At 38.4% G+C, this 21,645-nt stretch carries 17 protein-coding genes and 1 riboswitch; of the genes, 9 read left to right on the plus strand and 8 right to left on the minus strand.

What is annotated here, in order from left to right:
* Positions 1-49: 49 nt before the first annotated feature.
* Entirely contained in the window at positions 50-2,185 is a 2,136-nt protein-coding gene (locus PAND9192_RS04585) for a TonB-dependent hemoglobin/transferrin/lactoferrin family receptor (protein ID WP_087852737.1), read from the minus strand.
* Between the two features lie 310 nt (positions 2,186-2,495).
* Between PAND9192_RS04585 and rplY the strand changes: the two genes are divergently transcribed.
* Complete coding sequence (gene rplY / locus PAND9192_RS04590) at positions 2,496-2,774, plus strand: 50S ribosomal protein L25 (protein WP_060997591.1); 279 nt, start codon at positions 2,496-2,498, stop codon at positions 2,772-2,774.
* A 49-nt stretch (positions 2,775-2,823) separates the two neighbouring features.
* On the opposite strand, the gene PAND9192_RS04595 is transcribed toward rplY, so the two are convergent.
* Positions 2,824-3,102 carry a DUF1289 domain-containing protein gene (locus PAND9192_RS04595; protein ID WP_087852738.1) on the minus strand — a complete coding sequence of 93 codons (279 nt, stop codon included), beginning with the start codon at positions 3,100-3,102 and terminating at the stop codon, positions 2,824-2,826.
* Positions 3,103-3,371: 269 nt separating this feature from the next.
* Between PAND9192_RS04595 and PAND9192_RS04600 the strand changes: the two genes are divergently transcribed.
* A complete protein-coding gene (locus tag PAND9192_RS04600) occupies positions 3,372-3,689 on the plus strand; it encodes a hypothetical protein (protein WP_087852739.1) in 318 nt (105 codons plus the stop codon).
* 53 nt (positions 3,690-3,742) lie between these two features.
* Here the strand turns inward: PAND9192_RS04600 and PAND9192_RS04605 are convergent, their stop codons facing one another.
* Positions 3,743-6,127, minus strand: coding sequence for a DNA polymerase II (locus tag PAND9192_RS04605; RefSeq protein ID WP_087852740.1), 2,385 nt, complete (start codon positions 6,125-6,127; stop codon positions 3,743-3,745).
* 37 nt (positions 6,128-6,164) lie between these two features.
* Positions 6,165-6,935: a nucleotidyltransferase domain-containing protein gene (locus tag PAND9192_RS04610; RefSeq protein WP_234998923.1), complete on the minus strand. Its 771-nt coding sequence runs from the start codon at positions 6,933-6,935 to the stop codon at positions 6,165-6,167.
* Between the two features lie 214 nt (positions 6,936-7,149).
* Between PAND9192_RS04610 and PAND9192_RS04615 the strand changes: the two genes are divergently transcribed.
* Complete coding sequence (locus PAND9192_RS04615; protein ID WP_036794328.1) at positions 7,150-7,476, plus strand: HI1450 family dsDNA-mimic protein; 327 nt, start codon at positions 7,150-7,152, stop codon at positions 7,474-7,476.
* A gap of 120 nt (positions 7,477-7,596) precedes the next feature.
* Here the strand turns inward: PAND9192_RS04615 and emrD are convergent, their stop codons facing one another.
* From emrD to PAND9192_RS04630, 3 genes are all read right to left on the minus strand, one after another.
* Entirely contained in the window at positions 7,597-8,811 is a 1,215-nt protein-coding gene (gene emrD / locus PAND9192_RS04620; protein WP_087852741.1) for a multidrug efflux MFS transporter EmrD, read from the minus strand.
* Positions 8,812-9,148: 337 nt separating this feature from the next.
* Entirely contained in the window at positions 9,149-9,745 is a 597-nt protein-coding gene (locus PAND9192_RS04625; RefSeq protein WP_087852742.1) for a GTP cyclohydrolase II, read from the minus strand.
* Between the two features lie 260 nt (positions 9,746-10,005).
* The gene (locus PAND9192_RS04630) at positions 10,006-11,289 is read right to left on the minus strand and encodes an alpha/beta fold hydrolase (protein WP_087852743.1); all 1,284 of its coding nucleotides are present in this window, start codon (positions 11,287-11,289) and stop codon (positions 10,006-10,008) included.
* A gap of 322 nt (positions 11,290-11,611) precedes the next feature.
* A riboswitch (Fluoride riboswitch) is annotated at positions 11,612-11,686 on the plus strand.
* A 210-nt stretch (positions 11,687-11,896) separates the two neighbouring features.
* Here PAND9192_RS04630 and PAND9192_RS04635 point away from each other — a divergent pair.
* The 5 genes from PAND9192_RS04635 to PAND9192_RS04655 all read left to right on the plus strand — a co-directional run bounded on the left by PAND9192_RS04635 (position 11,897) and on the right by PAND9192_RS04655 (position 18,917).
* Positions 11,897-12,589, plus strand: coding sequence for an iron-sulfur cluster assembly scaffold protein (locus PAND9192_RS04635; protein ID WP_060997528.1), 693 nt, complete (start codon positions 11,897-11,899; stop codon positions 12,587-12,589).
* A gap of 102 nt (positions 12,590-12,691) precedes the next feature.
* Positions 12,692-13,693 carry a GGGtGRT protein gene (locus tag PAND9192_RS04640; RefSeq protein WP_087852744.1) on the plus strand — a complete coding sequence of 334 codons (1,002 nt, stop codon included), beginning with the start codon at positions 12,692-12,694 and terminating at the stop codon, positions 13,691-13,693.
* Between the two features lie 249 nt (positions 13,694-13,942).
* Positions 13,943-14,851 carry a manganese-dependent inorganic pyrophosphatase gene (locus PAND9192_RS04645; RefSeq protein ID WP_087819894.1) on the plus strand — a complete coding sequence of 303 codons (909 nt, stop codon included), beginning with the start codon at positions 13,943-13,945 and terminating at the stop codon, positions 14,849-14,851.
* A gap of 351 nt (positions 14,852-15,202) precedes the next feature.
* Positions 15,203-16,432, plus strand: a complete 1,230-nt coding sequence (locus tag PAND9192_RS04650) for an outer membrane protein transport protein (RefSeq protein WP_087852745.1) — start codon at positions 15,203-15,205, stop codon at positions 16,430-16,432.
* Between the two features lie 34 nt (positions 16,433-16,466).
* On the plus strand, positions 16,467-18,917 hold the full coding sequence (locus PAND9192_RS04655; protein WP_087852746.1) for a VolA/Pla-1 family phospholipase: 2,451 nt from the start codon (positions 16,467-16,469) through the stop codon (positions 18,915-18,917).
* A gap of 91 nt (positions 18,918-19,008) precedes the next feature.
* Here the strand turns inward: PAND9192_RS04655 and PAND9192_RS04660 are convergent, their stop codons facing one another.
* Positions 19,009-20,223, minus strand: coding sequence for a patatin-like phospholipase family protein (locus PAND9192_RS04660; protein WP_087852747.1), 1,215 nt, complete (start codon positions 20,221-20,223; stop codon positions 19,009-19,011).
* Between the two features lie 414 nt (positions 20,224-20,637).
* Here PAND9192_RS04660 and PAND9192_RS04665 point away from each other — a divergent pair, with 414 nt between their 5' ends.
* Positions 20,638-21,630: a DUF2860 domain-containing protein gene (locus PAND9192_RS04665; RefSeq protein WP_087852748.1), complete on the plus strand. Its 993-nt coding sequence runs from the start codon at positions 20,638-20,640 to the stop codon at positions 21,628-21,630.
* Positions 21,631-21,645: the final 15 nt, after the last annotated feature.

Raw genomic sequence — 21,645 nt, forward strand, 5'->3', positions numbered from 1 at the left:
TAAGATTATCACACGGCTTATTTAGAGTATTTAAAATTACCGTAATCGATTAGAAATCATAGTTAACATTAATACCAAAGTTACGCCCAGGCTGACTACGACGCTCAATACCATTAGTAGTCTTATTAGCGCCTGCCATATCTTGATACTGCCAGTATTCTTTATCTAGCGCATTAAACAGGCCTGCTCGTACTGTCATGTCTTTTACTGGATGGTAATAAGTCGTTAAGTCAATAACCGTGTAGCCTGCTACGTTAAGGTTATTTTTATCTTGCCAATTATCTTTAGCCGCTACCATGGTCACATCTAATGCCGTACCCCATGTTTCATTTGGCGCATCATAACCAATACCGACCACAGATGTTAATGGTGCAATGGTATCAAGCGTTTTTCCTGTTTGCTTATCTTCACCATCTTGATAAGCAATGGTCGCTTTAGCATAAGTACCCATTGGGGCGTTGATAATTTCATCAAGCCATAAATTAGCGGATAACTCGGCACCATAAATACGAGCTTTTTCTACATTTTCATTGGTTGTTGTCTTAAAATCATTCACTTCAGTAGTAACTTCTTGAATAAAATTAGAATAATCATTATAGAAAACAGAACCCGTTACATTACCTACATGGTTTTCAGCACGAAAACCTAACTCGTAAGAATTGCTTTCCTCAGGTTTAAGATTCGGATTAGAGACAATCTTATACCCATGTGCATGATTATCTTTATTGTAATACATTTCATATAGTGTCGGTGCTCTAAAGCCCTGGCTGTATTGAGCGTAAGTACTAAATTTATTAGTCCAATGATAAACAGCACCTAAACGCCCCGTAAATGCATCACTATCATGATCTTTTAAACCAGAATCGGCATCAGGCTTAGCTTTAAACTCGTCATAACGCGCGCCAGCTGTCACTACAACTTTATCATTCAACAAGAAAATTTGATCTTGAATAAATACGCCGCGTTTTTCAGATTTTGCTGTTGGTACTTCGGTTGGACCGGGTTTTGAAGTACCTTTATCTAAGTTATAGTCGATATAGTTTAGATCAAACTTATCATTAACAACGGTCGCGCCATATGTCAGTTGGTGACGTGATTGCGCCAACTCAATCGCTTTAGCAAACTGAATATCAAATTGCGTGCTGGTATCTTTACCTGCGCGATAACGATTACGATTACCAAGCCTATCAGTATGATCATAATTATCATGCTGGCTACGTTGTTGCTGCCAATTAACTTGCCATTTCAATGAATCAAACACCACATTTTCAGCTAACCACTCATGCTCAAAACCAAAGCGTTTGCGAGTGTCTTCATCGTCACCACGGGTTTTAGTATAAGTAAAACCGGGCGCTATCGTATAACCATCACGCGATAAAATATCACCATTCGCATTACGTGTGTAATACTCTCCTGTGAAGCCAATACGGTTAGCATTGTTTATTTGATAGAAAGCTTTAGCTAATACGTTATGCGATTCAATATTTAATGGATCAGCCGATTTACGCGTAACACCTTTGCTATCATCATGGGTATTATAAGCATCGGTTTCATGGCCATTACGGTAGGTATAGATGAACATTGTTTCCAAGTCACCGATTTGTTTTGCAGCCTCTACGCCTAATTTATATTGATCATCGGCACTGGCATAACCACTTTTCAAGCCTACATGTGATGTTTCACCTTGTAATAAATCTTCAGGGTTTTTGGTACGCATAATCACAGTACCGCCTAAAGCATCACTGCCATAAAGTGTCGATGTCGGCCCTTTGTTAACCTCAATCGCTGTTAGCGTATCAATTTCATACTTATTACTATTTTTACGCATCGCATCTGCACCAGGATTATAAGATGCAGGCTGTTCAACTCCATCGACTAATACTTTAACGCGACTGCCTTTCATGCCTCGAATGGTAATATCTTCCATACCAAATCGACCATGACCATTAACAGACACACCAGGTTCGTATTTCAATGCTTGCTTAACGTCTGTAGCAAGGTTTTTATTCATTTGTTCAGACGTTATTTTAGCGACCGAAGCCGGTATGTTTTTTATCGCCTCCTCTGTTCGAGTACCAGAAACAACAATTTCATCAAATTGAGATACGCTATCTTGCGCAAAAAGTGAAGGTGAAGAAAATGCCATAACGAGTGAGCTGGCGATAAGTGTCAGTTGCTTATTCATAATTCCCTGCTTTAACAAAAATCCAACGATACGGTTCGAATGATGATTATACATACAGGAATGATAATTACTATCATTATCATTCAGCTTTTAAAAAATAGGTTTACAAAAATAAGCAGTTGTTTAGCCACATAAAAACTAAGTAAAACGTCGATATATTCACCAATAATACGCAGATATAATAAAAAAACTCATATCATGCCTAATATGCTTGCATGTCCTTATTGGGATTGTTAGTATGCGCGCTCGTTTTACGACGCTAAGTAAGGTCGCATTACTTAGTGAATTATTAAATCAAAGAGTATTGATTATGAAATTTAATGCAACTGTACGTACAGACCTTGGTAAAGGTGCGAGCCGCCGCCTACGTCTTACTGATCACTTCCCTGCAATCGTTTACGGTGGCGAAGCTGCACCAGTAGCTATCACTCTTAAGCACAGTGATATCATCAACCAAATGGATAAGCCTGAGTTCTACGAAGGTTTTGTTCTTGTAATCGATGGCCAGGAAGTTAAGGTTAAGCCTCAAGACATCCAACGTCACGTGTACAAGCCAAAGGTTGAGCACATGGACTTTAAACGCATCTAATTGCGTGTTCATAAAACTCTTCAAAAAAGCACTCTACGGAGTGCTTTTTTTATACCCCACCTTTCTCAAAATCATCGAATATAAATGGTTGTTGAGGTGATTGAGCATCAGCTTCTTGAGGATTATTTTGCTTTTGTTTACGCCGCATTATTCGCACATACCGCTGCCGACATAATTTTATAACCTTGATTTTTTGATCTGCCGTCATTTGCTGCCAATAAAAACGTTCATCACGACTGCGATAGCATCCTTTGCAATAACCTCGATTATTGACCTGACAACAGCCAACACAAGGGCTTGGCACATCAAAAAAGTCCAGTTGCTCCATATTACTCCACGCTTTAACGATTCCTGTTGTATTTATTTAGCATAATATATTCTGTCTCAACTGTATTTAAATCGTACAAACCCACTCGATATGTTAATAATATTAAGTCAATGTGTTTATTAAGAATCTTATTTGTTGTTTTGCTATGTTGCTTTTTAGTTACTAGTTCTGCTAAGGTTATTAGCATTATCACGGTAGATAACAATTTATTTATTGATTAAATACATTATTTGTCTCTTATATAATTAATGTATTAACTGGAGGGAACCATGGATTTTTTTGTACCATTGGCTAAAGATACTGATCAAGCACAGTCTGTTTACTCATCAATTGCAGAGCATGTTTCAGCACCGACACCTACGAATGACAAACGTATTCAAAAGCTAGTTTGGACCCATGAAGGCATTGAATGTATCGGTGAAGTCGGAAAATTACCTCCTGAGATTTTTCGTGCTGATGATGAAATTTTAGCTATTTTTGAGTGTGATAATGTCTATAAAATTTGTACTCAAAACCGCGGTGTTATTAATTTCGACCCAATTCTAGCAACGACTGATACAGTAAAGAGTGTCGTTTACTTTGATTAAATAACCGTTGTTAAAATAGAAACGCGCCTAATATGGCGCGTTTTATTTTATTATTAAAAAAGACCTAACTGTGGCGCAGTTATATTATCAAACGACTTTCCAATAAAAATAAGAATTCCATCAGCAACAGGTTTTAACTGTTTTTCTAAATAGTGATTATAATCAATAGCGCTTTGCCGATACTCTATAGGCTCAGCACCAGATGTGGTAAATATATATTCTATCGCACCTTTATTTTGATACTGTAATGGCCGCCCTAATTTGGTATTCATCTCATCTGCTAATCGTGCAGCACGCACCTGTGGCGGAATATTTTTCTGATAATCATCCAAATTACGCCGCAAACGCTTTCGATACACTAGTTGATCATCAAACTCCCCAGCCAAAGTGCGATTGGTATAGTCACGAATATAATCATCAACATTTAGATCATGGAACACCATTGAATACAGTGTTTGCTGAAAGTGTTGCGCCAGTGGCGTCCAATCGGTTCGCACAGTTTCTAAACCTTTAAACACCATTTGTTCTACATCACCTCGCCAGACTAATCCTGCATAGCGTTTTTTGCTGCCCGTTTCTTGGCCACGAATTGTTGGCATTAAGAACTTGTGATAATGGGTTTCATATTCAATTTCAAGGGCTGATACTAACCCATATTGCTGCTGAAGATGCTGCTGCCACCAGTTGTTAATATGCTCAACTAAAACATTGCCAATGATATTAGCGTCTGTTTGAGAATGGCTTTTTTTAAGTGATACAAACGTCGAATCTGTATCGCCATAAATCACCTCATAACCTTTTGCTTCAATCAACTCACGGGTTAACTTCATAATTTCATGACCACGCATGGTAATTGATGACGCTAAACGGTGATCGAAAAAACGGCAACCTGATGAACCTAAAACACCATAAAACGAGTTCATAATGATCTTAATCGCTTGTGAGAAAGCTTTATCGCCATCACGTTTAGCACGATCACGTGCCGCCCATAAAGACTCAATCATTTTAGGTAAAAAATGCCGAGTTCGATGGAACTGACCACCACGAAAGCCAGCAATAGCTTGATGTTCAGCTTTACCCTCTTCTAATAATAAGCCTTCCACTAACCCCATCGGATCGATTCTAAATGAGCGAATAATTGACGGATACAGTGACTTAAAATCGAGTACCAATACTGAATCATAGAGCCCAGGTTTGGAGTCCATTACATAACCACCAGGACTGGCTATCCAATTTTCACTTTCAAGGTTAGGTGCGATATACCCCGCTCGGTGTAACTGTGGCATATAAAGATTAGTAAAAGCGGCAACTGAACCACCAATACGATCAAGTTCAACCCCTGTAAGACGGCTACGCTCTATGGCAAATTCTAATAAATGGGTATGTTTAAAAATACGCGTGACGAGTTTACAGTCTTGTAAGTTATATTTGGCCAACGATAATTTATCATGCTTAAACATATGGTTAATTTCAGCCATACGATCATGCACATTATGAATCGCTTTACCTTCACCTAATAATTCTTGTGCGACAGCTTCTAAGGACCATGAACGAAAATTGTAAGTCGCCGTCTTTAACGTATCGATACCATCCATCACCACACGACCAGGAATACTGATAAAGCCTTGATTAGCATTTTGAGTCGAGCGGCGATAATGAGGTGTTTGTTTACCTCGGCCAATACGAAGATTAATCTTATTCCATTCTGCGCGATGCAGTAATAGACGAAAATCAAAATCAATCACATTCCAACCAATAACGATGTCGGGATCATATTCAATAAACCATGATTCTAATGCCAACAATAACGCTTTTTCGTCTGTTACCCATTCAATAAATAGCTCATCATTCGCTTGATAATCAGTAGGCTGTTCTCCAACCATGATGACACGACTATCCATCTCACTATGCATACCGATTGAATACAAAACGCCTTTTTCTGAACACTCAATATCTAACGATACTAAGCTTAAATCAGGAATGTAATCAGCAGCTTTAGCTTTGGCAAACAATACATCATGGTAACCATTACGTGATTTAACATCGCCAGTAAACATTAAGCCACCGCGAATAAAACGCTCCATCAAAAAGCGATCGGCCAATCGAATATCCGCTTCAAACGGCTTAATGCCCTCAGCATGCAAACATTTGCTGATAATAAGATTGTCACGGATGGTGTCGCTATAACAACCCACGACTTGTTGATGTTGAAATGTTTTAAGGGCTAATGGTTTCCATTGCACAGCAATATTAGCCGTGCGAATAATTTCCATGGCTTGCTGCTGCTGACTAGCACAGAGAAAAAGAACCGGTTTATCACCAACAATCGATAATCGATAAGGACCGGTGGTCGTTTTCACCCACAGAACAATTTCCGTTTGTCCTTTAATATCTCGACTTTGACGAGTTAATACAAACCCAGTTGAATGTGACTGCAAAAAAACCTCAATCTACTTTAATATGACAATAACAGCGTCAACCTATCTTTCGTTCAATTTGATTAAACTCATTCACAATCCACCCACCCCATTGCGATAACAAAAATAATGAGGCTTTTTTAGGCACTACCGGACCATTAATTAGTACAAATAACCGTTCAATCTCAGTTGTTTTATCAGGGTAAACTGTTAAGAAATAATCTGCGCACTGTTGATCGCTATAAGCCCAACCATCAATGCGACATGCAACCAACATAAAGCAGCTTCTGAGCATTTTTTTACCCGCACGGCGACAGTACACTTGATACTCAACCATGCTTGTTGTACGCCTTATTTGCTGCTGCATAGTCTCTAAAAAAGCGGCGATATCATCGTTAAAGACTTTTGCGATCTCCCAACAAGGCTCAAAATAACCAAATTGTTCACCAAGATTAATACCATATAAACAGACACTGCAATGTTTTAGCCAAAACCCCCACTTAAAAATTGCACTGATAGATAGCACTTCATCAAGCAATAACCATGTAATATCAACATTGGTAACAACAGGATAATGCTGCAGTAAATTTTGACACACAACGGTAATTCGATGCTGTTGCACCGCTGTTAATGGCGTAGTTATCACCACTGTCAGGTTAAGATCACAACATCCCTTTGTTGCCTGTCGATAAGCGATACTGCCATTTAGATAAATACTGTGTAATGTCTCCACTTGTGACTGTAAATCTGTTACAGCCGCCACTAGCAATGGCATAAAATCTAATTGAAAAGTGGTTTGATTATCCAAACAAGGTAAAAACTTAGCCACAACATCTACTCATCACATAATCTACCTATATTAACGACAAGATTAACGATAGTTATTATCTTTTTTATCATTAACTTATCTATAAAGCCTATTTTTATTGCCCCCCCTATCGATACTAAGTGCATTCAAACCAACCATTACTGCTAAATATCGCATATTCCGAGGGTTTGGGTATAATAACATTACTATACATAGATAGAGATCAATCAGTATCATGGAAACAGAAAACCTTATTTCATACGATGATGTTATTGACGTTGCATACGATATTTTTCTAGAAATGGCAGCGGATAACTTAGAGCCAGCAGACGTATTATTATTTACAATGCAATTTGATGATCGTGGTGCAGCTGAAGTTGTTGAAACTCGTGATGACTGGGAAGAACATCTTGCTTGTGAAATTGATAAAGATCTTTACGCAGAAGTATGTGTTGGCCTAGTTAATGAAGAAAATGACGAACTTGATGATGTTTTCGCTCGTTTATTGATCAGCCGCGATCCTGAGAACAAAGGTTGTCATATTTTATGGAAGCGTGACTAAGTTCAAACGCTGAACCATACAAAAAGGCGCGGAATATACTATCAACGAGAGATGAACTCTTTTGAACGTTATATTCCGCGCCTTTTATTGCACTAACACTATGATTAACAATTAAAACGATTAGCGAGCCAAAATGGTTGTATCTTGTTTACTGTAACGGATCCACCATAAACTCATCACCACGATAATTGCCATTACTGTCATCACAACACCTAAGCTAAATTGACTTTGTGCACTCATAAATGATGCTGCCAATGTTGCAGCACCAGCACCGACGTTTTGTAATCCGCCCAGTACAGCCCCTGCTGTTCCTGCGTGATTAGGAAAAGGTTGCACTGCCGCAGTCGTTGCAACGGGTGCTAGCATACCAGTACCAATAAAGTACAAAAATGCACCGCCGATCAAGCTCGTCACTGTTACTAAGCCAGCAAAACCAGGAATAATAATCGTCATCGCACCCAATACTAATGCAATCATGCCGATAACTAATACGCGATCAAGACCTAAACGTCGAACTAAACGGCCAGATAACCACGCCCCACCTAAGTAACCAGGTAATGGTAAAATAAATAACCAACTTACAGTGATTGGATCTAATTTCAATACACTACCAAGTAACACCCCAGCTGATGCTTCAAACACTGCAATACCTGCAAATGTTGCGATTAAGCAAATAACATAGCCTTGAAAACGACGATTACTTAATACATAACGGTAGCTCACCAATACACGCTCTGCATGACGTTTTTCAGGTGGTAATGTTTCGCTAAAATATTTCATCATTGCAACAGTAACAGCTGCACCAAACACTAACAGAAATCCGTAAACTGATTCCCAGCCTAAATGTTTAGCAAGGTAGCCGCCCAAAACTGGTGCGATCAGTGGAGATAAAATAACCCCCATACTAATTAAACTATTCGCTTGATGTAAATCATCACCATCATAGCTATCACGCGGTACTGTACGACACATTGCGCCACTACAACCAGTACCACAACCTTGAATAAAGGTCGCAACTAAAAACCAGTGGAAATTTGATGATAATAATGTACCAATAGTACCAATAAGAAAAATAACCATGCCCGAGATAATCACTGGGCGACGGCCGATACGATCAGATAATGGACCATAAATAAACTGTGATAACCCATAAGGAATTAGGTATACAGCCATTACTGCTTGTAAGTATGCGGATTTTACAGAAAAAAATGTTGCCATGTCAGGAATTGCTGGCACATACATTGTCTGTGTCATTTGCCCAACAGCAACCAAAATAATGAGTAAAAGTAATACTTTACTCATGCCACTAGCCGAAGATTGCTTAATCACAACCATCACCCTCAAAAAGATTAATATTGTTAGTTAATTATTAATAATCAACATATTAAATAAGAAGAAAAATATAGAATAGAGTATCTCTGCTATCAAATACGAAGCGGGTTCGTTTAAATAGTATCTATGCCTGTAAAATAAGCGCAAATAATAATCTTCTGCTTAATAACTAACAAGTGAATATTGTCTTTCACGCACGATTGTTTATTATCAATTGCATTAGAAAAACTAATGTTGAATAAATGGCAGGAATAACAGTCATTTTTAGTCAAAAAAAGCCCCGTAATACTTTCACTTTTTAAGAATAAAAATACTACGGGGCTATTTAAAGCTATTACTGTTAGTCAAACTTTAAGCGGTGTTTACCGTGCGAAGCCTTCACTTTCAAATAATGTTCATTACCGTCTTTCACATGTGCTTTAGTACCAACAACTTCAATAATATTAATGCCGTGTTGTTCTAAATCACAAATCTTTTTAGGGTTATTAGTTACTAAACGTATTTCATTGGTCCCTAATGCATTCAACATTTGGGCTGCTTCAGAGAATTCACGTAAGTCATCACCAAAACCAAGATGATTATTAGCCTCATAGGTATTCATACCTTGGCTCTGTAATTCATAAGCATCAATTTTATTATATAAACCGATGCCTCGCCCTTCTTGACGTAAATAAAGAATGATGCCACCAACATTGCCCATTTTTTCGATAGTTTCATCAAGCTGCTCACCGCAATCACAACGCGAAGAATGAAACACATCGCCGGTTAAACATTCAGAATGCATACGAACCAAAGGAGCCAGCGTTTTATCTGCACCTTTAAAAATAATAGCAACGTGCTCTTTGCCTGATTCAAGACCATTGAACGAAAGCAATTCAGCGGGGATATTGCTGTTAAGACCTACTTTAAAAGGCACTCTTGCCCTAACATTTACCATATTTTTCCTAAGCATTGCTTCATGTCCCTGCTGTAAAGGGGCATTTGATTATGACTAAATAATACCGAAATTAGGGTACTAACAACAACTATATCAAAAATCGGTCAGGATCATTAATCCACATCAATTTTGAATGCGTTACATTACCACTTAGTACCAGAAATATAAATGTTATATTATAACATTTTATACCAATAAGCTGCATTTTCACCTTAAGTGACAAAATAAATACACCTTTCTTATTGGCTTTATATCTAACTTTAAAGCGTATCAGCTAACGCAATAAGCTGTTCTAGAATATATTCACCATCAATACGTAAGCCATTATGTTCATATTGATTAGTCTGCCATGACTTAGCATTTGCTAATAATGCCAACGTTTCACAGCTATATTGGTATTCAACATACATATCTTCAACATAAACTGCAGCGGCGACGGGCACGCTATTATTGGCTAACTGTTGCGGACAATATAATTGCGGCCAATCCTTTTTTTGTGCCAGTAAATGTGCAGCTTCACGTAATGGTTGTAGGCATGTCATTTGATCAAACATCCATGGATACACCATTTCACCAGTAAAACTCACATCTTTGCCCGTTTGGTACTGATATTGTGGATATTGAGAACGCACCCTTTCAGCTGCCCACTCAGAAGCTTGTTGCTGACAATATATCGCTTCATGCAAAATAGCATAAATAGGATTGGTCTGATAACTCTGCTGATTCAACATGGTATTAAGAAAGTTATAACTCAGTTGTTGTTGTCCCTCGATATCGACAAATGCATCTTCTAACGCATAATACATCGCTAGATCCCCCCCGGTTCCCCCTAATCCTATACCCCAAGTCTGAAATTGCTCAACAGTGAACAATTGTCCATTTGGCAAATAAGTTTGATTATTTGAAAGATACTCAGCAATAGCATTACATTGTTGTTGTACGCCAGCAAAACGCTTAAAGAATGCTTTATTCTTATCCGCAACTCTTTTATAGGTCGCTTGATACACTTCATCAGCTGTTGCAGTTATCGATGGTATGCCACCGGTAATAAAGACTCGCGATAAGCTTTGTGGGTAAAAAGACAAATAATGTAATGCGCAGAAGCCACCAAAACTTTGTCCTAGTAACGCCCACTGTTTAATACCAAGATGCTGGCGTAATTGCTCCGCATCTCGAACAATGTTATCAGCTCGAAAATGGGTTAAGTATTCAGCCTGTTGCTCAGCAGACTTTCCCGCTAACGTTTGATGAGTAATGGCACTACTTGCGCCAGTACCACGTTGATCAAGTAAAAGTACGCGATAATATTTTAATGCCGTTTTTAGCCAGCCGCTATTGGCATCTGGTCGTGGTGCAGCAAAGCCTGGACCGCCTTGCAAATATACTAACCAAGGTAAATTTTTATCACGGTTTGATTTATGAACGACTTCTCGTGCATAAATCGTCAATGAACCGTCGGTTATTTGTTCATAATTAACCGGAACATTAATATTTATATTTCGAAAACAAAGTTGATCACTATAAATAAAGTCTTGCAATGACATTCTCCAATAAGTTAATAAAAACAATTATCATTTAACATTGATTAAATAATAATACATTTAAACTCAATATTGTTATATATGTTTTTTGAATATTAGAGAGCAAAAACAAACCAATTAAATATCAACACCTTAACTGAAAACCAGGTATATGAAATACGCGAATTAATAATAAGAATAATTATCAGTTAATGATTTCATAATTGAAATCTTTTTTCCAGAATTTAAATAACATTGAATACAAAAAAAAGCGTATATTTATTTCATTAGCAAAATAGATAATATAATCAGTTTTGTTGCTATAAAGAATCCTTTGATATTTATCTTTATAGCGGGAGATGATGTTCCTCCTTTAACCGCCTTATTGAATTTCTTTAAGGATAATGACGTCTGACAACATTCGGCTTTTAATTGTCGAGGACCGTGTTATTTCTCTGTTGAATACCTAACGATATTCGTTTCAAACACGTCGCGTTGTTAACGTATATAGTCCTCGTCACATTATCTGCACGATAACGAATTATCAATTCTACACTGCTAACAGCAATACGCTAATGCATACCTTTTGTATTATCTTATTGCCTAACTGCGGTGTCTATGAGGCAGAGCAATGCAATACTCAAGTGAAGTTCAAAACATGTGTCCTATCTCTCGTGGTCCAATGCACGAGTCAGCGCCAATTCCAGTAGAAGGTCGCTGGGTTAGCCCTAAAGATGTTATTGCTATTTCTGGTGTAAGCCATGGTGTTGGTGCTTGTGCTCCACAACAAGGTGCAGCAAAATTAACACTTAACGTTAAAAACGGCATCATCGAAGAAGCACTAATCGAGACTATCGGTTGTTCTGGTATGACTCACTCTGCAGCAATGGCTTCAGAAATCATCACTGGTAAAACAATCCTTGAAGCATTAAACACTGACCTTGTGTGTGATGCTATCAACGTTGCAATGCGTGAAATCTTCCTTCAGTACGTTTACGGCCGTACTCAAACTGCATTCTCTTTAGACGGCTTACCAATCGGTGCTGGTCTTGAAGATCTAGGTAAAGGTTTACGTAGCCAAGTAGGTACACACTACGGTACACGTGAGAAAGGCCCTCGCTACATGGAGATGGCTGAAGGTTACGTAACTAAAATTGCACTAGATGACAACGACGAAATCATTGGCTACCGTTTTGTAAACGTAGGCAAAATGATGGAATCTATCGGTAAAGGTGTTCCAGCCGCTGAAGCTATGGAACAAGCAATGGGTCAATACGGTCGCTTTGATGAAGCAGTTCGTACTATCGATCCTCGTCACGAGTAATCATAGACCTATATCACACAAGTAAATGACGCGTTTATTTTAACTTTTTAAGAGTTACAGCGTCACTGAAATTGTTTTTACCGAATTAGAGGAAACTCCATCATGGCTGCATTATTTGAAAGTTTTGATCGTCGTATTGCAAAAATTACTCCAGTACTAGAACAGTATGGTTTCGCTTCATTAGAAGAAGCACGTGATTTCTGTAATGAAAATGGTGTTGATGCATACAACATCGTTAAAGAAACACAACCTATCGCATTTGAAAACGCATCTTGGGCTTACGTTTTAGGTACAGCTATTGCACTTAAAGAAGGCGCAAAAACAGCTGCTGAAGCTGCTGAATTCCTAGGTCAAGGCCTACAAGCTTTCTGTATCCCTGGTTCTGTTGCTGATCAACGTCAAGTTGGTATTGGTCACGGTCGTCTAGGCGCTCGTCTACTAAGCAACGAAACACAATGTTTCGCATTCCTTGCTGGTCACGAATCATTCGCAGCAGCTGAAGGCGCAATCAAAATTGCTCTAAATGCTAACAAAGTACGTACTAACCCACTACGCGTTATCCTTAACGGTCTTGGTAAAGATGCTGCATACCTAATCGCTCGTATCAACGGCTTTAACTACGTTGAAACTAAATTCGATTACGTTACTGGTGAACTAAACGTTGTTTCTGAGCGTCGTTTCTCTAAAACACAACGTGGTGACATTAACTGTTACGGTTCTGATGATGTACGTGAAGGTGTTGCAATTATGCACCGTGAAAACGTTGATATCTCAATCACTGGTAACTCAACTAACCCAACACGTTTCCAACACCCTGTTGCTGGTACGTACAAAAAAGAACGTCTAGAAGCAGGCAAAGCTTACTTCTCAGTAGCATCAGGCGGCGGTACTGGTCGTACTCTTCACCCTGATAACGTTGCTGCAGGTCCAGCTTCTTACGGTCTTACTGATACTATGGGTCGTATGCACTCTGATGCTCAGTTTGCAGGTTCTTCATCTGTACCAGCTCACGTTGAAATGATGGGTCTTATTGGTATGGGTAACAACCCAATGGTTGGTGCTACTGTTGCTGTTGCTGTTGCTATCGAGCAAGCAGCTAAATAAGCTCAGTAAATTAAAAAAGTTTATCTTCAAATAACGAAAAAGGCGCGAGATTAGACACTCGCGCCTTTATTTGTTTGTCTTAATTGTTATTTCTACAAAATACTCTAAAATCCTCCCCCATCCCAAGTTCTTGATCACGCTTATCCCTATAAAACACTCTGTCTTCAGGGTATAATCAATAAAGAATCAAGTTCATCTTATATATGTTACACAGCACTGCGCTGTTACAGATAAAGTAAAGGAAATATCATGATCCAAGTTGTAGGTCACAAAAACCCAGATAGTGACAGCATTTGTTCTGCACTAGTTTGTACAGCATTTCTTAAAGCTCGTGGCCTTGAAGCGACAGCAATTCGCCAAGGTGAAATGAACCGTGAAACACTGCATATCCTTGAGATGGCTGGTGTTACAGCTCCTGAGCTACGTACAAGCGTTGCTGGCGAGAAAGTATGGCTAGTTGACTACTCAGATCTTGCTCAAGCACCTGATGATCTAGCTGAAGCTGAAGTGGTAGGTATTGTTGACCACCACCGCCTAGGTGATGTAATGACAATTAATCCAATGGAAGCATGGATCTGGCCTGTCGGCTGTACTTGTACTGTACTATTCAACTTATTTAAGATTGAAGGTCACGAGATCACGCGTGAACTAGCAGTACTTATGATGTCAGCTATCCTATCTGATACTGTAGGCTTTGCTTCTCCAACATGCACTCAAAAAGATAAAGATGCAGTACATGAGCTTGCTCAAATTGCTGACGTACAAGATCTAGAAGCATTTATCAAAGCGCTTCTTATTGCTAAAACTGATATCGCAGGTTTAACAGCAGCTCAACTTGTTGAAAAAGACCTTAAAGGCTACCCTTTCAACGATCGTGACGTTGTTGTTGGTCAAATCGAACTTGCGACACTTGAGCAAGTTGATAGCATGATTGAAGAGCTTCAAGCTGATCTTCAGCGCCGTTGTGATGAAGAAGGTCTTGGTATGGCGGCATTGATGTTAACAGACATCACAACCAGCACTACACGCCTACTTTACACTGGTGATTGGAATCACATTCTTGATACCCATGCGACTGACGGCGTATTAATGATGGAAAATACACTAAGCCGTAAAAAGCAAGGCTGGCCTTGGCTACAAACAGTACTTGCAAAGTAAATAATCACCACGATTATTGAGAATAAAGGTCCTTTTAAAGGGCCTTTTTTTTGATTAAAATTCGCAGTAAACATCGCCTAAAATACAGTGAACGTCGTCTAATATATAAAACTTTATCGCTTACATCGCCAAAATTAGAGTAAATACTTTAACAATTTTATCAATCAAAATTCATCTATAAACCATCAATATGAACAAAGTATAACCAAACAAACCATTTTATTGTGATATTTGTCCATCTTTGCTTATTATTCTCTTGAGGTATAACTATACTTCTCTCTCTTAAAAATCCTACCGTCATTGACGGGTGAAACAGCAAGAAGCTACTCGCAATTATAGAGAGACAGCATAATGTCCATTAATAAAAATAATATTGCCTTAATTATTACAGCAATACTTTCAAGCCAAGCGCATGCTGCCGGTTATCAAGTATCTGAACATTCAGCTGCAGGTCTTGGACGTGCTTATGCTGGTGATGCAGCTGTCGCAGATACTGCTGCTGTATTAGCTCGTAACCCTGCAGCAATGACGCGGTTTAAGCATGCTGAAATATCAGGTGTAGCTAGTGTTATCAACCCATCAATTGACATTGATGATCGCACTCATAATGAAACAGCAAAAGATATTTCACCGGTCAGTTTTGTTCCTGCGGCATACTACATTCAACCGCTTAATGACAAAACCGCTGTTGGTTTAGCTATTTTCAGTAATTATGGCGTGACAACCGATTATCCAAAAGCGATGCAAGCAGGCAGTTTAGCGGGTAAAACATCATTAGAAACCGTTAACTTCAACCCTAATATTGCTTATCGCCTATCACCACAATTAAGTATTGGTGGTGGTGTTAGTCTTGTTTATGGCACCGCAGAATTTAACCGTCGTTTAGGCTCTTTATCTTACGCCGCACCAAGCCATAATCTTATCGATATGAAAGGCACAAGTTGGGGCTGGGGTTGGAATATTGGTGCGTTATATGAACTCGATAATAATAACCGTTTTGGATTAAGCTACCGCTCACAAGTCGATCTCAACTTTAATGGCCATTTTACTGACTACTTGGGCCAAGCAACATCCAAACCCAATCAAACTGTTGCAGCAAACCTTAAGCTACCACTGCCAGCGATAGCTGAGTTTTCAGGCTTCCACCAGCTAAACCCACAATGGGCTATTAGCTATAGTGTCCAATGGACGCAATACAATAAATTCAAACAAATTAAAGCGACCAGTGCTGAATGTGCTAACGGCAGCTGTTTTGTTAAGAAAGAAAACTTTAAAAATACTTATCGTTGGGCTGTTGGTACAACTTACACCCTCAATCCAACTTGGACATTACGCTATGGCTTTGCCATTGATCAGCAAGCGGGACAAGCAACACTAAGTATTCCAGATACCGACCGTTATTGGTATTCAGCAGGTGTGACTTACCATTATAACCCTGCTCTTTCTGTTGATCTCGGTGTGACTTATATTTACAGTAAAAAAGCTGATTTTATCGAGCAAACACCCGTCGGTGAGAAAGACAGCTTAACGTCATCAGGTAAAGCTTACCTAGCTGCCGCCCAAGTTAATTACCGCTTTTAATGCGAAATAAACTATAAAATCATTAGGAATCACAATGAAAATACGTTCTATCGCATTATTAGTTACTTCTGCGCTTAGCTTAGTGGCGTGTAAAGGTAATAGCAGCTTAGAAAATCAATCACCGATTGACCCAAATATTGCAGCAAGCTTAAATGCGGAAACAAAAGTAAATTTTGATCTACTTGCCAAAGATAAAAAGCTTGTACTACCAACTTATTTAGCTATGGATGTGCAAGATGGCACTCTTGCAACCGAGGCAATGGCTAAAGATAAAACCAACACGTCAGATCCATTAGTTGCTATGGGACAAACTGATGGTTGGAGCACAACCCAGCCGATCACCATTAATTTTACTGGTAAGAATCTCGATCCAACAACAGCAGCGAGTGGTTTTTATTTAATAAAATCAGGCGATCCAACCAATCCTGACGATACCACAAAGCCAACTCGCCTAACCCAACAAGATGGCGACTTTGTTGTAACAGTTTCAGGCGACAACTTAATTGTTTTATTACTTAAGCCATTAGATCCAGCAAGTAACTATATGTTTGCTGTTACAGATGATCTTAAAGACATTAATGGCGAAGCTGTCGGTATGAGCAATTCATATGCATTGTTAAAGTCTGATAAGCTACCGCCAGCTCCTGCATTGTTACCTGCACAAAAAATTACTCATGCAACCGAAGCAGCTTTCCACGATATAGTACAAAAGCGCGATATTATCTTCTCTTCGTGGTTTACAACGTTATCTTCTGGTGATGTGTTATTTGCTGCCAAAATGGCAACTGAAGAGGCACTACAGAACGGTGCGAACACCGTCTGGAAAGGTTCTGCTATCGCACCCACTGTTACACCAGCACAACTTGATAAACTGTTTACTTTCTCTCAACCAGTAGAAGTTGAGAATACCAATAAAGTTAATGCTAAAAGTAATGTCCGTATCTATCACGGTAAACTTTCTTTACCTTATTACTTAGATATTCGACCAAACAAGTTCATGAATACCCCTTGGAAAAGTGGTATGCCTAGCCTTGCTAAAATCAAATATGTATTAAGTAATGGCAGTGATGCAGATAAAACCACTATTTTAAATCAGTTAGCAGCTGCTAATGTGTCACTACAAGATATGGCACAAGTTGCGACTAATCCACAAACACAAGTTGAAGTATTAACCAAATTAACAGGTAAAACGCTGTATTTAGCTAATGGCAACCAACTGGATCCTGCGCGTTTAATTACTCGTTATAGTGCTGTTCCTGAGCTAAAATCAGTACAAACTATTGATTATACTTTAGTGCTTCCAAGCAATAAAAAATGCCAAACGCTAGGTGCTAACGATGTCACTATCTTCCAACACGGTATTACCTCGGATAAAAGTGTATTAACAGCACACAGTGATGGTTTACCGTCTTTAGCTGAAACGTTAATTGGTGATCAATGCCGCGCTATTTTCGCCATAAACCAACCATTACATGGTGAAGATCGTGGTATTCATATCACAAATAAAAGTGGCGTAACGGTATATAAAAATGCTGCAACAGATCCATCAATGTATTTAAATCTTGAAAACTTAACCGTTGCACGAGATAACTTACGCCAAAGTACTATTGATGTTGTCAATCTGCGTGCCTCTATTGGCTCTTTGTTTGCTCATATTCAGCAGCAACAACAAAATAATCAAAATCCAGACACTGTTTCACCATTAGAGATGTTAAATCCCAATAGCGGTGTTAATTTTACAGGTCACTCATTAGGTGCAATTGTTGGTACCAACGTCGGTAATATTGCTAATCGTTCAACAATGAACCCTACGTTTGATAAACAATACTTTGCTATCAATAAACTGGCATTGGCAAACCCAGGTGCAGAAATCCCCTACCTACTATTAAACTCAGGCAGTTTTGGTGGTCTTTTAAAAGCGGGAATTTTGCAAAGTACAATATCAAACCCAACCCAAATAACTCCTGAAGTAATTGAAACAGGTAAGTTTCTGCAAGCACTGAATGGTTGCTATAACGCTCAAGACGATAACAATAAAGATTTGAATAAGTGTTACGTTAATAACATTAGTGCGATTAAACAAAATAACCCAAGTTTATTCGCTCAATGGACAGAGAATTACGTTAAGTTTGCCTATGCTGCACAAACTGTAATGGATCCTGTCGACCCAATTAACCTTGCTAAAGGTATTCCAACAACAGTACCTGTATTAGTACAAATGGTAACTGGTGACAGTACGATTCCAAATATTACTACACCTAGTAACTTACCTTATTCACCATTCACGGGTACTGAGCCTCTGATTAAACAGTTGGGGTTAACGCCAAATAATGACATTAAAGGTTGGAAGGTATATACACCTGGCAGCCACACATCATTATTAGAAGTTACCCAACCAACAGCTAATGATAATTTTACTGTTGATGAATCAAAAGCAACCACAACAAAAATGCAGGCTAATATGACAACTTTCTTAAATAAGTAATATAGCCTAGTAGATAGCCTTGATAATCAAGTGAATATAATTTTACTTTGGTTATCAAGGCGTTTTATTATTCAGCAAAAATAAACATACTCTAGCGTAGATGCTGCATCAAACTGGTTTTTTGATTGAGTATCTGAGAAAAAGAGCGAATAAACTGCTCACCTATTTGCTGTCCTTGATGGTAATCAAGCTCTAAGTCTTCATAACTACTTAATAAAGCACTACTGTTTAACGTTTTCTCTGGCGCAATTTGAATCACTTGTAATCCTTGAGGTGGATTAGTCAGAAAATCATTCACATCTCGATAAGTATGATGATAACGCACTAGCATTTCTAATATTTCAGAATTTGTTCCCTGTCCTGTTAACTGTAATAATCGTTCTATATTTAACTGCGAAAACCAACTCTTCTTAATTACAGCTTGATCAATAAATTGATTATTCGATGGCTCACTTGTTTCATCTTCCCAATAATTTTGTCGCCACTGTTCAAATCGGTGACTCAACTCTTGGTGAATATTTTTTATTTTATCAACCGATTCATTGAGGCTTAACTTATCAATATAATAAGGTAATTGCGTTTCAATATTTTTACGCCAATCATCAAAAAGACCCCGTTCATCATTGGCACTACTATTTGGATGATTATCTTCTAATGGTTCAGTACGAATAACGACCACTAAATCAGCCCCACGCCGCCAGGCTTCTTTAACTGGAATTGCAGCACTGACTCCTCCATCCACCCATTGCAGTTCATTCACATTAACAGGCTGATTATAAAGTAACGGAATAGCGCAGCTTGCTAATAAGACCTCGCTCCAATCTTGTTGGTACATAGGTAAATAATAGTCTTGCAGGGTGTCTTTACGGGTCGCACACGCGAGTGCTGTACGGTGAACAAGTGTTTTATGCGCAGTTGCTATATCTAACGGATATAAACCTGATGGTGATACTTGTTGTAATGCCCAATCAAGGTTCATTGACTGTTGCTTACTGAGATATTTATAAAGATTAAAAAACTTATCATCCATCGAAACATCACGAATAAAATGATAACCGAAGCGAGGCTGACGACTAATAAAAGAAGATAAATTAAGCGCACCAGCAGAGGTACCGATATATAATTCAAACGGATCAAATTGGTGTTCAAGAAAACTATCAAGTACACCCGCAGAAAAGATACCGCGTTGACCACCACCTTGAACGATTAGCGCCATTTTTTTGTGGGGGGCTGCGTGTATTATCGACGAAAAATCAGCAATAGATTGATCATTAAAATCACGCAGACTAAATGGAAGATAATTCATCTCTTCTCCCTGTTAAATATGCCCAAAAGCATACATTAATATATCTAAGAGAATCGAATATACAATCTACACATACCTATAGGAAATATTTTTTATAAAATCCCACGATAATTATTTAATCTTTATTATTTTTAGCATTACGCATGTAGAGCAACCAACCCATAACTGGCCAGTGTAAAAAGCGTAATCGTTACGGTTACTAGCGCTATTTTTAATTCAATATTCATCATTAACCATCCTTACTTTGTAACAATTTGTTAACTTAATTGTATGGTTAGATTGTTAAGAAAATCAATATCAATTACAATAATTATAACTTTGATCACACTGTTAGCGCTTTATATATTCATGCGATGCCATCAATAAAATGGCGTACTACCATATATATACGTAGCTTATTTTATAGGAAGCAAAATGAAACCATTAGTCACTGTAAGCTTAATTGCTACTACAATCATTTCCACGACAGCGATGGCAAAACCTGTCGATTGGACACCAGGTATTGGCGGTGAAATTTCTTTAATGGTTGGCTACAACAAATCAAATTCACAATTTAATAGTGATAATCATACTACTGAAAACTTAAATAATAATGGTAATGATCAGACTAAAATGTTCGTTGCACCTATTGGTAGCGTAAACTACACCTTTAATAGCGGCGACAAACAACTCTATTTTGGTACCAGCCGTTCCGATATCGCACTGGGCCGTTTTCATATTGAAGCAGGATACCGACAAAAATTTGCTGATACTTCAACACTCACTCTAAGCTATATTCCTGGCTTATTAAGTCAAAAAACATGGCAAGATCCTTACCTACAAGGTGTGAAGCGTAACAAAACAAACTCTAATATTAATGCCTTTAGTGTCAAGCTGGATAATATTCGTGGTTCACGTTTTTCTGGCCAAATCGCCTACGGTAAGTTCAGTATTGATCATGAAAATAGTGGCAACGATCCTTTACTACATCTAACCTCTAATGAAAAAGCATCATTAAATCGCAATGCTAACGTTCTTTATACTGAAGGTACATTTGTACAACCTTTTAGCCGTAGTTTGATTCTACGTACAGCAGTAAACTTCACCAATATAGATGCAGACGGTCGTGCCATGAGCAATAATATCTATGGCGCAGCTGCAACCATTATTCAGCTGTTACCTCAATCTAGCCTTGCTTTTACTCTAAGTTATAAAACAGCATTATTTGATGCCACCCATCCGGTATTTAATAAAAAGCAGCAAGATAATAAGTTTGGTGCATTCTTAGCGTATGAATACAACCAACCCTTTAATTGGAAAAACTGGGGCCTAGTTTCTCTTATTGGCTACAGCTCAACCCAATCAAATATTAACTTCTATGACAGTAACGATGTGTTAGTTAGCGCAGGCGTAAACTATAAGTTCTAATAACAATGCAATAAA

The organism is Photobacterium andalusiense (assembly GCF_900185625.1).
In the GTDB taxonomy this organism is placed as follows: Bacteria; Pseudomonadota; Gammaproteobacteria; order Enterobacterales; family Vibrionaceae; genus Photobacterium; species Photobacterium aquimaris.